Annotated in this window: 15 protein-coding genes and 1 riboswitch; of the genes, 9 read left to right on the forward strand and 6 right to left on the reverse strand. The window is 30.4% G+C overall.

All coding sequences use genetic code 11. The annotated features are described in order from the left end of the window. Positions 1 to 2: 2 nt before the first annotated feature. Complete coding sequence (locus tag IEW75_RS09675; protein WP_134246674.1) at positions 3 to 1,862, reverse strand: TonB-dependent receptor plug domain-containing protein; 1,860 nt, start codon at positions 1,860 to 1,862, stop codon at positions 3 to 5. A 22-nt stretch (positions 1,863 to 1,884) separates the two neighbouring features. Continuing rightward, positions 1,885 to 2,089, reverse strand: a riboswitch (cobalamin riboswitch). A 67-nt stretch (positions 2,090 to 2,156) separates the two neighbouring features. Here IEW75_RS09675 and IEW75_RS09680 point away from each other — a divergent pair. The 7 genes from IEW75_RS09680 (at position 2,157) to IEW75_RS09710 (ending at position 7,010) form a co-directional block, all read left to right on the forward strand. Next, the gene (locus tag IEW75_RS09680; protein WP_134246673.1) at positions 2,157 to 2,660 is read left to right on the forward strand and encodes a bifunctional adenosylcobinamide kinase/adenosylcobinamide-phosphate guanylyltransferase; all 504 of its coding nucleotides are present in this window, start codon (positions 2,157 to 2,159) and stop codon (positions 2,658 to 2,660) included. A gap of 15 nt (positions 2,661 to 2,675) precedes the next feature. Beyond that, positions 2,676 to 3,713 carry a nicotinate-nucleotide--dimethylbenzimidazole phosphoribosyltransferase gene (gene cobT / locus IEW75_RS09685; protein WP_134246672.1) on the forward strand — a complete coding sequence of 346 codons (1,038 nt, stop codon included), beginning with the start codon at positions 2,676 to 2,678 and terminating at the stop codon, positions 3,711 to 3,713. Positions 3,714 to 3,720: 7 nt separating this feature from the next. Next, on the forward strand, positions 3,721 to 4,479 hold the full coding sequence (locus IEW75_RS09690; RefSeq protein ID WP_134246671.1) for an adenosylcobinamide-GDP ribazoletransferase: 759 nt from the start codon (positions 3,721 to 3,723) through the stop codon (positions 4,477 to 4,479). Further along, positions 4,464 to 5,012 (forward strand): histidine phosphatase family protein, encoded by a 549-nt coding sequence (locus IEW75_RS09695; RefSeq protein WP_134246670.1) that lies wholly within the window; start codon positions 4,464 to 4,466, stop codon positions 5,010 to 5,012. The genes IEW75_RS09690 and IEW75_RS09695 overlap by 16 nt, the downstream gene beginning before the upstream one ends. A 10-nt stretch (positions 5,013 to 5,022) precedes the next feature. Beyond that, positions 5,023 to 6,144 carry an ABC transporter substrate-binding protein gene (locus tag IEW75_RS09700; RefSeq protein ID WP_134246669.1) on the forward strand — a complete coding sequence of 374 codons (1,122 nt, stop codon included), beginning with the start codon at positions 5,023 to 5,025 and terminating at the stop codon, positions 6,142 to 6,144. Positions 6,145 to 6,152: 8 nt separating this feature from the next. Continuing rightward, on the forward strand, positions 6,153 to 6,716 hold the full coding sequence (locus IEW75_RS09705) for a cobalamin adenosyltransferase family protein (RefSeq protein WP_158283758.1): 564 nt from the start codon (positions 6,153 to 6,155) through the stop codon (positions 6,714 to 6,716). Positions 6,717 to 6,821: 105 nt separating this feature from the next. Next, a complete protein-coding gene (locus IEW75_RS09710) occupies positions 6,822 to 7,010 on the forward strand; it encodes a hypothetical protein (protein ID WP_134246667.1) in 189 nt (62 codons plus the stop codon). A gap of 19 nt (positions 7,011 to 7,029) precedes the next feature. Here the strand turns inward: IEW75_RS09710 and IEW75_RS09715 are convergent, their stop codons facing one another. The 3 genes from IEW75_RS09715 to ychF all read right to left on the reverse strand — a co-directional run bounded on the left by IEW75_RS09715 (position 7,030) and on the right by ychF (position 12,777). Next, complete coding sequence (locus IEW75_RS09715) at positions 7,030 to 9,654, reverse strand: DNA gyrase/topoisomerase IV subunit A (protein ID WP_134246666.1); 2,625 nt, start codon at positions 9,652 to 9,654, stop codon at positions 7,030 to 7,032. Between the two features lie 57 nt (positions 9,655 to 9,711). Then, entirely contained in the window at positions 9,712 to 11,565 is a 1,854-nt protein-coding gene (locus IEW75_RS09720) for a DNA topoisomerase IV subunit B (protein WP_134246665.1), read from the reverse strand. A 117-nt stretch (positions 11,566 to 11,682) separates the two neighbouring features. Then, positions 11,683 to 12,777, reverse strand: a complete 1,095-nt coding sequence (ychF, locus tag IEW75_RS09725) for a redox-regulated ATPase YchF (RefSeq protein ID WP_134246664.1) — start codon at positions 12,775 to 12,777, stop codon at positions 11,683 to 11,685. Positions 12,778 to 13,008: 231 nt separating this feature from the next. Here ychF and IEW75_RS09730 point away from each other — a divergent pair, with 231 nt between their 5' ends. Further along, positions 13,009 to 14,334 carry a sugar MFS transporter gene (locus IEW75_RS09730; protein ID WP_229714427.1) on the forward strand — a complete coding sequence of 442 codons (1,326 nt, stop codon included), beginning with the start codon at positions 13,009 to 13,011 and terminating at the stop codon, positions 14,332 to 14,334. 71 nt (positions 14,335 to 14,405) lie between these two features. Here the strand turns inward: IEW75_RS09730 and IEW75_RS09735 are convergent, their stop codons facing one another. Together IEW75_RS09735 and IEW75_RS09740 are read right to left on the reverse strand one after the other, a co-directional pair. Beyond that, positions 14,406 to 14,546: a hypothetical protein gene (locus IEW75_RS09735; RefSeq protein ID WP_158283757.1), complete on the reverse strand. Its 141-nt coding sequence runs from the start codon at positions 14,544 to 14,546 to the stop codon at positions 14,406 to 14,408. Beyond that, complete coding sequence (locus tag IEW75_RS09740) at positions 14,533 to 15,108, reverse strand: copper homeostasis protein CutC (RefSeq protein ID WP_134246663.1); 576 nt, start codon at positions 15,106 to 15,108, stop codon at positions 14,533 to 14,535. The genes IEW75_RS09735 and IEW75_RS09740 overlap by 14 nt, the downstream gene beginning before the upstream one ends. A gap of 127 nt (positions 15,109 to 15,235) precedes the next feature. On the opposite strand from IEW75_RS09740, the gene IEW75_RS09745 reads away from it, so the two are divergent. Next, complete coding sequence (locus IEW75_RS09745) at positions 15,236 to 15,940, forward strand: SGNH/GDSL hydrolase family protein (RefSeq protein ID WP_204744135.1); 705 nt, start codon at positions 15,236 to 15,238, stop codon at positions 15,938 to 15,940. The last annotated feature ends 2 nt before the right edge of the window (positions 15,941 to 15,942 follow it).

Raw genomic sequence — 15,942 nt, forward strand, 5'->3', positions numbered from 1 at the left:
ATTTAAAATTTATAGTTTATGTTTATATTAAAATTTCTATTGGGCATTGGTCTACCTGGTAGCACTTGGTATTCTTTATTAAATACATTGCTTACTTTTATTCCTATACCCAACTGATTGTTATTTGTTTTTAAAATATTATAATTAACACCTACATTTCCAACATTGTAATACGGCACTGTATAATTGTCTAAATTATCTGTTGTTGTATATATTTTACCCGTGAATAAGTGCTGATAAAAAGCACTAAACCTTTTGTAGGAATACCCTAAACTTCCATTAGCTAAATGCTTTGGCACATAGGTTAGATAGTTGTTTGTACTTTTATCTTTTGCGATAGTGTAACTATAATTTAAATTGAAATTAAAAATATGTCTATTAATTGCTTTGTTTAAAGTAGCTGTAAATTCTACACCTTTATTTGTTGCTTCGGCCACGTTAATCGGAGTCCAAACACCTGGTCGTTCGGGGTCGCCACCTGGCGTCCAAACAATTTTATCTTTAGAATTTATATAGTAAACTCCTACATCTAATTTAATCTTGTTTGCTTTATATCCTAAGCCAAATTCACCTTGTAGAGAAGATTCAGGAATTAAGTTTGAATTTCCTAAAGCAGGCCAATACAAATCGTTATACGTAGGAACTCTGTAATTTTTAGAACCATTAAGTCTAAAAAACGTATTTTTTAGTGGCGCTAATTCAGCACCTAAGGCAAATACAAGTGGGATTTTATAATTTGAGTTAAAATCTTTTCTAACCTTAGCATTTATTGAACCTATGTTTTGAATCTGATGGGTATAAATAATTGATTGAGAAAATTGTTTTCTGTTTTTTTCTTCAATTTCATCGGTTTTTCCAAAAACAGATTCTAGTTCAGAAAATGTTTCAATACTTGAGTTTGATGAAAGTTTATAGTTAAGATCATATTTCAGCAAGTATCGTTTAGAATTTCCAAAATTAAAACTGTCAAAATTTTTATTAGCAAAATATTGGTATTCCTGAGTTAAAAAAGCAAATTTAACAACATGTGTAAATTCATCTTTATAGTACTTATACGTAATTAAGTTTCTAAAATTATAATCTTTATATTTTTCTTTTGCTGCTGAAGGATTTGGTAGAGTTCCAGAAAATTCCCGATTACCAGCAAATTTCGAAGAAAACAAACTTAACTTGCTAAATTTATTTAATTTATAAGCAAACCCTAAAGTAAAACTTAAGTTATCATAAGCTCCATTTTCATTTTTTAATCCATCCGTACCCAACCATTTATAATCATTTTCAGATATATTGTAAGAAGCACCAAATTTTACCGCTATAGCATCATTACCAAATGAAAATTTGTATAAATTATTATAAGTATTATAACTTCCTACAGAAGAAACAAATTGATTTTCTATATGTTTCCCAAATTGTAATTGATCGTTTAAATGAATAGTTCCCCCAATAGCACCCGAACCAAATTCAATACTTCCACCACCACTTCTCACATTAATTTTGTCAATTAAATTTACGGTTAATGCATTAAAACCAGTTTGCCCATTGTTAATTGAATTTATATTAATTCCATTCCAAACAACAGCTGTGTTTGGTGCACTTGTACCTCTAAAACTAGCTGTACTTGTTCCGCCGGCACCATACTCTTTAATATAAATTGGTGTATTAAAACGCAATAAAGTCGTAAAAGATTCTGTATTTTTTACAATAACGGAATCAGACAAAGCGAAAACTTTATAACCTTTGGAATGCTTATGAAGTTTTACTGTATTTAAGTTTACAACTTTTAACTGTTGAATACTATCTAACTGAGCAAAACCTTTGCTTCCAAACAAAAAAATAAAAATAATTAATAAATATCTAGTCATAATAACCTTTCTCCCGAAAGTTTTAATTAATTAGATTGTGGCAGGTCTCCTGGCTTACGTATTGTTATTTACCTTCCCGTTATTAACAGTGGTTTAAGCTTTATAACAACCATCGATATAATCGACTAAGCTTACAGTTGCGGGAACAGCTTCGGTCTTTAACCGAATTCCCTTTTAACTCGTTTTATCTAAAATAAAATTCGAGAACCATAATCGACCGCGAAATTAATTAATTAAGATTAATTAGCATCAATATTTCATTAAAATATTACATTTGCCGAAAAATATTTATAAATGATATATTATATTACAGGTGGCGAACGATCTGGAAAAAGCAGTTACGCTCAGAAATTAGCTGAAGGTTTAAGCGAAAAACCTTACTACTTGGCCACTTCAAGAATTTGGGATAAGGATTTTGAAAATCGCGTAGAACGTCATAAAAACGATAGAGATGAACGCTGGTCAACTATTGAAGAAGAAACCAAAATTTCTACAGTAATTCCTGAAAACTGTGTAATTGTAATAGATTGTGTTACGCTTTGGCTAACTAATTTATACGTGGATTTTGAACAAAATGTTGAAAAAGCATTAGAATTTGCAACTTATGAAATTGAAAATTTATCTAAATTAAACAGTAAAATTATTATTATTTCTAATGAAATTGGAATGGGCGTTCACGCCCAAACTCACGCCGCAAGAAAATTTACAGAATTACAAGGCTGGACCAACCAGCGTATTGCAAAAAAAGCAGATAAAGCTATATTTATGGTTTCAGGATTGCAACTAACTTTAAAATAAATCATCCACATAAATATGTTTAAAATCACCCCAACAAATAAAGAATTTAGTAAAGAAATAATTCATAAAATAAACAATAAAACAAAGCCTTTAGGTTCTTTAGGTACGTTAGAAATTATTGCTAAAAAGTTGTGCTTAATTCAAAACACATTAACTCCTAAATTAAACAAACCAACAATGCTTGTTTTTGCTGGAGATCACGGAATTGTAAAAAATCAACCGGTTAGTTCTTGTCCGCAAGAAGTAACTCATCAAATGGTCCTTAACTTTTTAGAAGGAGGCGCTGGCATTAATGTTTTTTGTAAGCAACATGGTTTTGATTTAAGTGTTATTGATGCTGGTGTAAACTTTGAATTTGAATCAAATAAAAAGCTTATAAATGCTAAAATTGCTTATGGTACTAAAGATTATTCTTTAGCACCTGCAATGACAAAAGAACAGTGTGAAAAAGCCATTAAAATTGCCGGTGAAATTGTTGTCGAAAAATACGTAAATGGAAGTAATATAATTTCATTTGGTGAAATGGGAATTGGAAATACATCGTCTGCATCACTATTAATGAGTGCTGTTACAAAGCAATCTATTGAATCTTGTATAGGTGTAGGAGCTGGTTTAACCGAAGAAGGCTTATCTAAAAAAATTGATATTCTTACAAAGGTTCAACAATTGCATGGTGTTAGTGAAAATCCATTAGAAAATTTACAAAACTTTGGTGGTTTTGAAGTTGCAATGATGACTGGAGCTATGTTAAAAGCTGCTGAATTAAAAATGACACTAATTATTGATGGATTTATTGCTACTTCATCTTTATTAATAGCTCAAGTAATAAACAAAAACATAATAGATTATTGCTTGTTTTCGCACCAATCAAACGAACAAGGACATATCAAAATGTTGAAATTTTTAAATGTATCACCAATTTTACATTTAGGTTTACGTTTGGGAGAAGGAACTGGAGCGGTAATTGCCTATCCAATCATTCAATCTGCTGAAATTTTTATAAATCAAATGGCTAGTTTTGAAAGCTCTGGTGTTGTTAACCCCGTTCAATAATTTAGTTATGAAAAAAGAGATAACTATTTTTTTTACAGCCATGCTATTTTTTACAAGAATCCCTTGTCCAAAATGGATAGATCATTCTAGTAGTAACATGCAAAAAAGCACAAAATACTTCTCTCTAGTTGGTATAATTGTAGGTTTTTTTGGCGCATTAACCTATTGGAGCTCCTCTTACATTTTACCTCAAAATATTGCTATTTTATTAAGTTATATTGCTACAATTTGGATTACAGGAGCTTTTCATGAAGATGGTTTTGCTGATGTTTGCGATGGTTTTGGTGGAGGATGGACTAAAGATAAAATATTAGCAATAATGAAAGACTCTTTAGTTGGAACCTACGGTATTGTTGGACTTATTTGCTTATTTACACTTAAGTTCTTTACTTTATCAGAAATAAACAGTCAGCTTTTAATAGTACTTATTGCTGGCCATAGTGTAAGCAGATGTATTGCATCCTTTATTCTATATTTGTACCCATACGCCAGAACAGATGAAAGTAGTAAATCTAAGGCAGTAGCAAGTAGTTTTAAATTATCGTATTTAATAGTTAACATTATAATTGGAATTTTACCTTTATTATTTTTTAAAACCTATTGGGTGTTTTTAGCATTAATTCCACCATTTTTAGCAATGCTTTTATTAGGAAGATTTTTTAACAAATGGATTGGTGGTCAAACTGGTGATTGTGTCGGTGCAACCCAACAAATAAGTGAAGTTGTATTTTATTTAAGTTTATTAGGTTTATGGAAATTTATTTAATTAGACATACAACTCCAAATATAGAAAAAGGTATTTGCTACGGTCAATCAGACCTTGATGTTGCCCCCACTTTTGAAGAAGAAGCAAACATCATTTTAGAGTCATTAGCCATTGATAATAAAACTATTGTATATTCAAGTCCCTTAAAAAGATGCTCGAAATTAGCCTTTAAATTTTCAAAAAACATTATAACTGATAATAGATTGATGGAACTAAACTTTGGAGATTGGGAATTACTAAAATGGGACAATTTACCAAAAGAAGCATCAACAATTTGGATGAATAATTTTGTAACAGCTTCTACTCCAAACGGCGAGGCATATATAGATTTAGCTAAAAGAGCATACGAAGCCTTTACCGAAATCACTTCAACTTCAGCAAAAAAAGTTATTATTACAACACATGCCGGAGTAATTAGAAGTATTCTTTCAAAACTAAATAATATGCATTTAAAGGACTCTTTTAATATAAAAGTTGATTACGGTCAAGTAATTAAGCTTAAAAAACATAATAATACCTTTACACTACTTTAAACCATTTTTTATGAAGATTTTTAAAACCACCTTTTTTATAGTTTCAACCATTTTTATTTTAATTTCCTGTAATTCAGATACTTCAAAAAAAACAGGAGAAAAAAAAGAAGTTTCAAACATTAAATATGCCAAAGGTTTTGATATTATAAAAACCGGTAATGAAACAAAATTAATTATTAAAACACCATATCCAGACGCAAAAGAAGAAACAGTTTATACAATTGTTTCTGAAAAATCTAATAAGAAAAACACCATACAAGTTCCTTTAAATTCTATTGTGGTAACTAGTTCTACACATGTGCCAGCCTTAGAACTGCTAGGAGTTGAAAACAAGTTAGTGGGTTTTCCAAATACGGATTTTATTTCTTCAATAAAAACTAGAAAATTAATTGATAAAAACTTAGTTAAAGAACTAGGACACCCAGAGCAAATTAATACTGAAACACTATTAGATTTAGACCCTGATTTAGTTATGGGTTTTGCTATTAATAGCAATAATAAAATGTTTTCAAATATTGAAAAACTTGGAATTCAAGTAGTTTTTAATGGAGATTGGCTAGAGGAAACGCCAATTGGAAGAGCTGAATGGATTAAGTTTTATGGAGTTTTATTTGACAAAGAAAAAGAATCTGACAGCATTTTTAATAAAATAAAAAACAACTATTTAGACGCAAAAGCTATTGCACTAAAATCTAAAAACAAACCATCTATTGTATGTGGAGGGCTTTATAGAGATGTTTGGTACTTGCCTGCTGGGGAAAGTTTTGAGGCTACATTTTTAAAAGATGCGAATATTAACTATTTATGGAAAGACTCTAAAGGGCAAGGAAGCTTATCATTAAATATTGAAAATGTTTTTGAAAAAGGAAAAGATGCTGATATTTGGACTTCTCCTGGTTTTTATGAAACCTTAGAAGACCTTGAAAAAGCTAATTTAGTAGCCTCTAAGATGAAAGCATTTAAAAATAAATCCATTTACTCTTATAATAACACAAAAGGTGAAAAGGGAGGTATTTGGTATTTCGAATTGTCTCCAATTAGACCAGATTTAGTATTAAAAGATTTGATTAAAATTGCACATCCAAATTTATTACCTGATTATGAATTCACATTTTATAAAAAATTAAACTAGATATGTTAATGAAAAAACTTCGACCAAAATCTAATATAGACGAACTTTGTTATCCATATATTTATGAAGATTCTTTACTTTGTGATTATGAAATATTAACTGATGATTTAACTAGAATGGTTGGTTGGGCAATTAATGATCTTGGAAATTTAAGACAACAGTACTCTGAAAATATTGAATTACAAACCCTTGAAAATCAAATTAATTGGATATTACCTCTTTGTTTTCATTTAAACGGTTCTATTAGAGGTAAATTAGCTATTACAGAAGAAGACCATCAACAGTTATTAGAAAATTATCGAAGCCTAAAAAACATAACCAAAAATGCTATTTCTGGATTTGTTTTACCTGGTGGAGTTTCACCTGTAGGAGTCTTAAATAAGTGTTCTTCAATGTGTAAACAAGCAATTCGGTTAATGGTAAAGATACATAACGAAGAACAAATAGAAGTTTCAGAAATTTTACCAAAATTTGCCAATTTACTTTGTAATTACTTTTTTTCAGCAACTATTTTAATCAATCAAGTTACTGGATATAAAGAAACCCCCTTTAAAAGTAAAAGTTACAAATAGTTATTCTCTTATATATAAATTATGCCTTTGAGAATAATTCAATTCCAAAAAAAACAAAAGGTTTTATTGTTAGTTGCACAGAGGCTAAATTAGAAACGGATTAAGATGACTACATTAAAAATAGCTAATTTTTACAATAATAACCTAGAAGTATTTGGTAATTCTAAAATTGCTGTAATTATAATTATGCCTCAAGGTATTGTAATTCCAATTTTAGTAAACACAAAAGATAATGAATATGATTCTAGACCTTTTAGCACTTTTGAAGCTACTACTAAATGGATTTTAAGTTAAAAACTCTCTTTTTTGAAACTTAAAACATTGTTATCTGTCCATCTTCATCTTTTTTTGAATCACCTTTTTTAAGATCTGATTTTAAGTTTTTAGTGCTAACAGAATTGTCTAATACCTCTTCATCATTAACTTCAACATCATTAACTATTGGAGCTTCATAAGGCAAGGGTTCTAACATATTAACATTTTTAATTTTATCGGTAGTTAATTGATTTCCTAAGGCTTTAATTCCCTTTACAGCTATAAATTCTTCTAAATTAACTTCCATGTTTTCTATACTTCTCTTAGAAAATTGAATTTCAGCCATAGGTCTATAATCTGTAGATACAATCTCTAATTGCGATTTTGGGTGTTCAGAAATAAAAACTTCTTCTTTGTTTGGATTGTCAATCATAAAACGTTTTACATAATAACGTTCTTTTTCACCATCAAAATAAATTGCAGAAATTGGTTTTTCAGGGATCCATTTTTCCAGCACAATCATATCCGAATCAAAATGTGTGGTAAGTTCAGGCTTTACTGTTTTTACCTGTCCTTTTTGATTGATTATTAACAACCTATCTTCACCTCTAAATTCTCCTAAAAGTTCTCCTCTATCATCAACATTTAAACGTTGTACAGTTTCATCGAACCAAATTTTTCGAGGTTTTAACGTAGAAACACCTTCAGCCTTAAGTTCAATTTTTTTAATAGCATATTTTGTAACTGTATTTCCTTTTGAACTTCTTCCTTTAATTGCTAAATCTGAAAAATCGATATCCCATTTTAGTTTTTTTATACTTCCAACAGCCCGTAAATTAATAGTAACTGTCTCTGCTTCTCCATTAGGGTTTGCTGTAAAATACTGAACAACTGAAGCTTTAGAACCAGCCGTTAAATCGTATTCTTTATCACGTGTTACACTGGTAACGTTAAATCGTTTCATATAACTAGGTCCACTTCTGCCATCTCTATAAATCATATTATAAACAGTACGTTTATCTCTCTTTTTAAACACAGCAATATGGATAATATCTTTCCCTACAAAGGTTTTTGTATCAACTTTGGTAACCATCATTACACCATCTTTCCTAAAAATAATAACATCATCTATATCAGCACAATCATCTACATATTCATCTCTTTTTAAAGAAGTTCCAACAAAACCTTCTTCTCTATTTACATATAGTTTTGTGTTTCTCATTACTACTTTTGTAGCCACAATATCATCAAATAAACGGATTTCAGTTTTGCGCTCTTTTCCTTTTCCGTATTTTGCTTTTAAATTTTTAAAATAATCAATAGCGAAGTCTATTAAATTTGCTAAATGGTGTTTTACCTGTGCTATTTTTTTTTCTAAACTCTCTATAAATTGTTTTGCTTTATCTATATCAAATTTCGATATTTTTTTGATTCTAATTTCTGTTAATCTAACAATATCTTCTTCTGTAATATCCCTTTTTAAATGTTTTATATGTGGTTTTAAACCTTTATCAATTGCTTTAATTACACCTTCCCAAGTTGCTTCTTCTTCAATATCTCGGTAAATTCTATTTTCAATAAAAATACGTTCTAACGATGCAAAATGCCATTGCTCTTCCAATTCATTTAACTGAATTTCAAGCTCTTGCTTCAATAAATCTACCGTATGATCTGTGGAAAGTCTCAAAATTTCTGAAACACCAATAAATACAGGTTTATTATCTTCAATAACACAACACAACGGAGAAATTGAATTTTCGCAATTTGTAAACGCAAATAATGCATCAATGGTTTTATCTGGTGAAATTCCATTTGGTAAATGCACTAAAATTTCAACATTTGCAGCCGTATTATCTTCAATTTGTTTAATTTTTATGGTGCCTTTATCATTTGCTTTTAAAATAGAATCAATTAAACTTGATGTTGTTGTTCCAAATGGAATTTCAGTGATTACCAATGTTTTTTTATCGAGCTGTGATATTTTTGCACGCGATCTAATTTTTCCACCTCTTTTTCCATCGTTATAATTTGAAACATCTGCATTTCCACCAGTTACAAAATCTGGAAATAATGTAAAACTTTTACCTTTTAAATGTTTTATGGAAGCATCTATTAATTCATTAAAATTATGAGGTAAAATTTTTGTTGAAAGTCCAACTGCAATTCCTTCAGCACCTTGCGCCAATAGCATTGGAAATTTAACAGGTAAATCTATCGGTTCTTTCCTTCTTCCGTCGTAAGAAGCTTGCCATTCTGTGGTTTTAGGATTAAAAACAACATCTAACGCAAATTTTGACAAACGTGCTTCAATATAACGTGATGCTGCTGCGCGGTCACCAGTCAATATATTTCCCCAGTTACCTTGCATATCGATCAATAATTCTTTCTGACCGATTTGTACCATTGCGTCTGCAATAGAAGCATCTCCGTGCGGATGGTATTGCATTGTGTGCCCAACAATATTTGCAACTTTATTGTAACGACCATCGTCTAAATCTTTCATTGAATGCATTATTCTGCGCTGTACTGGCTTAAAACCATCTCGAATTCCCGGAACTGCACGTTCTAAAATTACATAAGAAGCATAATCCAGAAACCAATCTTTATACATTCCAGTTACCTTGGTAATGGTTTCTTGGTTTCCGAATTCATCGTTAATTGACTCGTTATTTTCTTCTTGCATTATTATTTTTATAGTATTTGGTATCTGGCATCTGGTATTTAATTGATCATTAAAACCCTATTCTTCAACTATATCTAATTCTACTTTTAAATTTTGGATGATAAATTTTTGTCGATCTGGAGTATTTTTCCCCATATAAAACTCGAGTAATTTATCAATTGATGTTTCTTTATCTAACATAACAGGATCTAAACGAATATCGTTCCCAATAAAATGCACAAATTCATCAGGAGAAATTTCTCCTAAACCTTTAAATCTAGTCATTTCTGGCTTTCCCTTTAACTTTTTAATTGCATCTTGCTTTTCTTCAGGCGTATAGCAATAAAATGTTTGTTTTTTATCACGAACTCTAAACAACGGCGTGTCTAAAATATACAAATGTCCTTCTTTAATTAACTCAGGAAAAAATTGTAAAAAGAACGTAATTAATAACAATCTAATATGCATTCCATCAACATCGGCATCGGTTGCAATTACAATATTATTATATCTTAAATTTTCTAAACCATCTTCTATATCTAACGCTGCTTGAAGCAGGTTAAATTCTTCGTTTTCATACACTATTTTTTTACTCATATTGTATGAGTTTAATGGTTTTCCACGTAAACTAAAGACAGCTTGTGTATTAACATCTCTAGATTTTGTAATAGAACCACTCGCAGAATCTCCCTCAGTAATAAACAAGGTGCTTTCTAAACGATTCTCCTTTTTTAAATCGTTTAAATGAACCCTACAATCGCGTAATTTTTTATTGTGTACACTTGCTTTTTTAGCACGGTCTCGTGCTAGTTTTCTGATTCCAGATAAATCTTTTCGTTCTTTTTCAGCTTGCAATATTTTCTTCTGAATTTTTTCAGCAACATCTGGATTTTTATGTAAATAATTATCCAAATTTCTTTTTACAAAATCGGTAATAAAAGTTCTTACTGTTGGTAAGCCTCCTCCCATTTCTGTTGAACCTAATTTTGTTTTTGTTTGACTTTCAAAAACAGGTTCCATTACTTTTACACTAACAGCAGAAACAATTGATTTTCGAATATCTGAAGCTTCATAATTTTTACCAAAATATTCACGTACTGTTTTTACAATAGCTTCTCTAAAAGCATTTTGATGTGTTCCCCCTTGTGTTGTGTGCTGCCCGTTGACAAAAGAATGGTATTCTTCGCTATATTGGGCTTTGCTGTAGGTTAGTGCAACTTCAATATCTTCACCTTTTAGATGAACAATTGGAAAAAGCATAAACTCATCGGCTATATTTTCTTCAAGTAAATCTTTTAAACCATTTTCGGAAAAGTACTTTTCTCCATTAAAAACTATGGTTAATCCTGTATTTAGGTACACATAATTTTTAATCATTTTTACAATATATTCACTTCTATACTTGAATTTTGTAAAAATACTTCTATCAGGTACAAAAGTTACTTTTGTTCCTTTTCTATTTGTAGAGACTTGAGGTTTCTCTTCAAGAGTAATTGTTCCTTTTTCAAATTCTGCAAACACCGTTTTTCCATCTCTAAAAGATTGCACTTTAAAATACGATGAAAGTGCATTTACAGCTTTGGTACCAACTCCATTTAAACCAACAGACTTTTTAAATGCTTTGGAGTCATACTTTCCACCGGTATTCATTTTGGAAACAACATCTACAACTTTTCCTAAAGGAATTCCACGACCATAATCTCGTATTGTTACGGTATCTTCTTTAACGGAAACTTCAATAGTTTTACCTGCTCCCATTACATACTCGTCAATAGAATTGTCTAAAACTTCTTTAATTAAAATGTAAATACCGTCGTCAGGCGACGATCCATCACCTAATTTTCCAATATACATACCTGGACGCATTCTAATGTGTTCTTTCCAGTCTAATGAGCGAATATTATCCTCGGTATATGATGTTTGTTCTGCCATTTATAATTGTGCTGCTTTTGAAGATGTGCTAAAGTACTATTTTAGAATAAGAAATAAAAAAAACGCTATTAAAATAATTATTAACAGCGTTTTTAACTAAATTTTTAATAAAAACTCTTAGACGTTAAATCTAAAATGCATTACATCTCCATCTTTTACAATATACTCTTTACCTTCAACACGCATTTTACCTGCTTCTTTCACTTTTGCTTCACTTCCGAATTTCACAAAATCATCATAAGCTATAACTTCGGCTCTAATAAATCCTTTTTCAAAATCGGTATGGATTACTCCAGCAGCCTGTGGTGCAGAATCTCCAATATTTATAGTCCAAGCTCTTACTTCTTTTACGCCTGCTGTAAAATAGGTTTGCTGATTTAATAATTTATAAGCTGCTCTAATTAATACAGAAGAGCCTGGCTCTTGTAAACCCATATCTTCTAAAAACATTTGACGTTCTTCGTAAGATTCTAATTCGGTAATATCAGCTTCCATTCCAACTGCTAGCATAATAATTTCAGCATTTTCATCTTTCACTGCTTCTTTTAAAGCGTCAACATATGCATTTCCATCTACGGCTGCATCTTCATCCACATTACAAACATATAATGTAGGTTTGTCTGTAATAAATTGTAAGGGCTTAATATACTCCTCTCGCTCTTTTTCTGTAAAATCAATTGCCCTAACCGAAATTGCTGCTTCTAAACCTTCTTTTACTTTTAAAAGTACATCTAATTCTTTTTGAGCTTCTTTATTTCCAGTTCTAGCAGTTTTTTTAACACGCTCTAACCTTTTTTCTAAAGTTTCAAAATCCTTTAATTGAAGTTCAATATCAATAGTTTCTTTATCTCTAACAGGATCTACAGTTGTATCAACATGTACAATATTATCGTTATCAAAACAACGAATTACATGTATAATCGCATCAGTTTCACGAATATTTGCTAAAAATTGATTTCCCAATCCTTCACCTTTACTTGCTCCTCTAACAAGACCTGCAATATCAACAATATCTACTGTTGCCATTTGAACACGTTCCGGCTTCACTAATTCCTCCAATTTTGCAATTCTGCTATCTGGCACATTTACAACACCAACATTAGGTTCTATAGTACAAAACGGAAAGTTGGCACTTTGTGCTTTTGCGTTTGATAAACAATTAAACAATGTTGATTTTCCAACATTTGGCAATCCTACAATTCCTGCTTTCATATTTCTCTATTATTTTTTAGCGGTGCAAATATACTATTAAGATTTAAGTTTAAAAGCATTTATTTGTTTTTACAATTTTGATATCCTTTCTCTAAAAAAGTTGACAACTACCTTGTTAAAAACAACCTTCATCTAATTTCATTCGTTATTGGTATAAAAACAATTATCCTTTGTAATAATAATTATATATTTATAACTTCAAACTATAACAAACCTTAAAACAACTATAACTTGAATACAACTAAAAATTACAGCAAGGCATTTTACGTATTAACCTCACTCTTTTTTATGTGGGGATTTATTACCGTATTGGTAGATTCATTAATTCCAAGGTTAAAAGAAGTTTTTGAGCTAACCTTTTTTCAAGCTGGATTGGTACAATTTGCTTTTTTTACGGCTTATGGCCTACTTTCTATTCCTTCAGGATTTATACTTTCTAAAATAGGTTATAAAAAAGGTATCTTATTGGGCTTAACCATAATGGGAGTTGGTTGTTTATTGTTTTATCCAGCTGCCGCCTATAGAACTTTTCCTGTATTTTTATTGGGATATTTTGTGTTAGCTGGTGGAATGACTGTACTTCAAGTTGCTGCTAATCCATATGTTGCAGTGCTAGGTAGCGAAGAAACAGCTTCGAGTAGATTAAATTTATCTCAAGCATTTAACAGTTTAGGAACGGCCATTGCTCCTGCTATTGGGGCTATGTTTTTATTAAGTGATTCTATAAAAAGTAGCGACGCCATTAACAGTTTAGGTTCAACTGAAAAAGAAGCTTATTATTTACAAGAAGCTTCTGCTGTTCAAAGTCCTTTTATAATTTTAGCAGCCTCCTTACTATTATTAGCCTTAATAGTTTCTTTTATTAAGTTACCCAATATTTTAGATAAGAAAGAAGGTGAAGGCTTGGGCTATGGAGAAGCTTTAAAACACAAAATTTTAAAAATGGGTGCTCTTGGTATCTTTTTATATGTAGGTGCAGAAGTAGCCATTGGTAGTTATTTGGTAAATTACTTTTTAAGTATGGGAATGCCTGAGTTAATTAGAAACAGCGAATGGATGTCTGCAATATCTGAAATGGTGGTGCAACAAGATTTGGCCAATGTAGATAATAAAGCAATAGTTGGTGCATTTGTATTGTTTTACTGGACCGGCGCAATGATTGGTAGATTTATAGGAGCCTATTTAACAAGAATTGTTGCTCCTGCCAAAGTATTGGCAATTTTTGCTACTATGGCTATTTCCCTATTAGCAATTTCTATGTTAACAAACGGTTTTGTTGCAATGTGGTCTATTTTATTAGTGGGTTTATTCAACTCTATTATGTTTCCAACAATTTTCTCTTTATCGTTAACTGGTTTAGGAGAACGCAAACCACAAGCGTCTGGTATTTTATGTACTGCAATTGTAGGTGGTGCAATAATTCCTCCTTTGTATGGTTTATTAACCGATCAATTTGACTTTAAACCAGCATTATTTTTAATGGTACTTTGTTATTTCTATATTTTCTATTTTGCTAGAAAAAGTACAAGTTTTATATCTTCTTTTTCTGAAAAATAAAAATTAAACTTAATACTATTTTAAAAAGCTGAATCTTTTCGATTCAGCTTTTTTGTTATTGAATATAAAATCTATCGAAATAAATCAATAATATTTTTAATTTTTTCTTCATCAACTACTTTAACTTCTCCCATTGAGAATTGTGTATTTATAGAAGTTGGTTTTTGTGCTGTAAAATGTAGGTTTTCAATTCCAGTTTTAGCTAATTGCAAAGCATTTTTTGGGTTCACACCACTTCCCACTTCCTGCCATAATTTGAATTTTATCTCCAAAAAATCTCTGTAAAGAAGTAATTACTTCAATTCCTTCAATTGCTGTGGGCTTCGTACTAGATGTCAATACCCTATCAAATCCAATCTCAATAAGTTTTTCTATACCCGACTTATAATCTGTAAGAAAATCAAAAGCTCTATGAAATGTAACTTCTAAATTTAAAGATTTTGCAAATTCAACCAATATAGCATTGTAATTTGAAACAGTATTATCTACCGTTAAAACTCCAAAAACCACCCCTATGGCTCCTGCCCTTTTTGCTTCTAAGATATCGATTTTCATCAATTCAATATCATTAAAATTGTAAACAAACCCACCTTCTTTTGGTCTAATTATCACATGAACATCAACTATTTTTTTTTGAGCACATTGCTTAATCAAACCATAGCTGGGTGTCAATCCCCCAACACTTAATGCCGAGCATAATTCAACACGTTTAGCACCATATTTCTGAGCAATTATTGCGCCTTCAAGTGAATTTATACAAATTTCAATATTCATAAAAAAATTTAGGTTAGACAATGTTAAATAAGTAAAATTAAATTATTGTAATTAATTTAATTTATATTTATCGAAATATTTTAAAATTAAAGTTTAAGCTAAAATGACTCAAATTAAAATAATGTTAATGCTATTTTTAGCAGTAATTTCTTGTAATGAAAAATCTAAGAAAATTGAGCTTTTTGAAACAGAAGTTCCATTAACAGAAATAGAAATAACCAGCGAAATGGATCCAGAAAGTAATACAACTAAAAACTATTTAACACTTGGAGATAGTTATACCATTGGACAAAGCGTTCCTGAAAATAATCGTTTTCCTGTGCAACTTGTAAATGACTTAAATACAAAAGAATATAATTATAATGCTCCTAGAATTATTGCCCGAACAGGATGGACTACTGGTGAATTAAAAAATGCAATTTTACAGGAGAATATTTCTAAAAACTATGACTTGGTTACCCTATTAATTGGCGTTAACAATCAATACCGAGGAAATTCTATCGATGTTTTTAGAACTGAATTTATTGAATTATTAAATTTGGCGATTTCTTTTGCTGGAAATAATACTAAAAATGTAATTGTAGTTTCAATACCAGATTGGGCAGTAAGTCCTTTTGCCGCTGGTAGAGATCTAAATAAAATCAGCAAAGAAATAGACCTTTTTAATGCTGTTAAAAAAGAAGAGACACTTAAAATGAATATTAAATTTGTTGATATAACTACTGTTTCAAGGCAAGCGCTTAATAAACCTGAATATTTTGCGAGTGATGGTTTGCATTTTTCTGGAGCAATGCATCAACTTTGGGTAAATGAAATAATGAAATTGTTTTAACT

It is taken from the genome of Lutibacter litoralis, from assembly GCF_014646675.1.
Lineage (GTDB): Bacteria > Bacteroidota > Bacteroidia > Flavobacteriales > Flavobacteriaceae > Lutibacter > Lutibacter litoralis.

Bases quoted from the DNA above. Each gene is read 5' to 3' on its own strand.
- IEW75_RS09675 (WP_134246674.1), bottom strand. From the start codon at position 1,862: ATGACTAGATATTTATTAATTATTTTTATTTTTTTGTTTGGAAGCAAA.
- IEW75_RS09680 (WP_134246673.1), top strand. From the start codon at position 2,157: ATGATATATTATATTACAGGTGGCGAACGATCTGGAAAAAGCAGTTAC.
- cobT (WP_134246672.1), top strand. From the start codon at position 2,676: ATGTTTAAAATCACCCCAACAAATAAAGAATTTAGTAAAGAAATAATT.
- IEW75_RS09690 (WP_134246671.1), top strand. From the start codon at position 3,721: ATGAAAAAAGAGATAACTATTTTTTTTACAGCCATGCTATTTTTTACA.
- IEW75_RS09695 (WP_134246670.1), top strand. From the start codon at position 4,464: ATGGAAATTTATTTAATTAGACATACAACTCCAAATATAGAAAAAGGT.
- IEW75_RS09700 (WP_134246669.1), top strand. From the start codon at position 5,023: ATGAAGATTTTTAAAACCACCTTTTTTATAGTTTCAACCATTTTTATT.
- IEW75_RS09705 (WP_158283758.1), top strand. From the start codon at position 6,153: ATGAAAAAACTTCGACCAAAATCTAATATAGACGAACTTTGTTATCCA.
- IEW75_RS09710 (WP_134246667.1), top strand. From the start codon at position 6,822: ATGACTACATTAAAAATAGCTAATTTTTACAATAATAACCTAGAAGTA.
- IEW75_RS09715 (WP_134246666.1), bottom strand. From the start codon at position 9,654: ATGCAAGAAGAAAATAACGAGTCAATTAACGATGAATTCGGAAACCAA.
- IEW75_RS09720 (WP_134246665.1), bottom strand. From the start codon at position 11,565: ATGGCAGAACAAACATCATATACCGAGGATAATATTCGCTCATTAGAC.
- ychF (WP_134246664.1), bottom strand. From the start codon at position 12,777: ATGAAAGCAGGAATTGTAGGATTGCCAAATGTTGGAAAATCAACATTG.
- IEW75_RS09740 (WP_134246663.1), bottom strand. From the start codon at position 15,108: ATGAATATTGAAATTTGTATAAATTCACTTGAAGGCGCAATAATTGCT.
- IEW75_RS09745 (WP_204744135.1), top strand. From the start codon at position 15,236: ATGCTATTTTTAGCAGTAATTTCTTGTAATGAAAAATCTAAGAAAATT.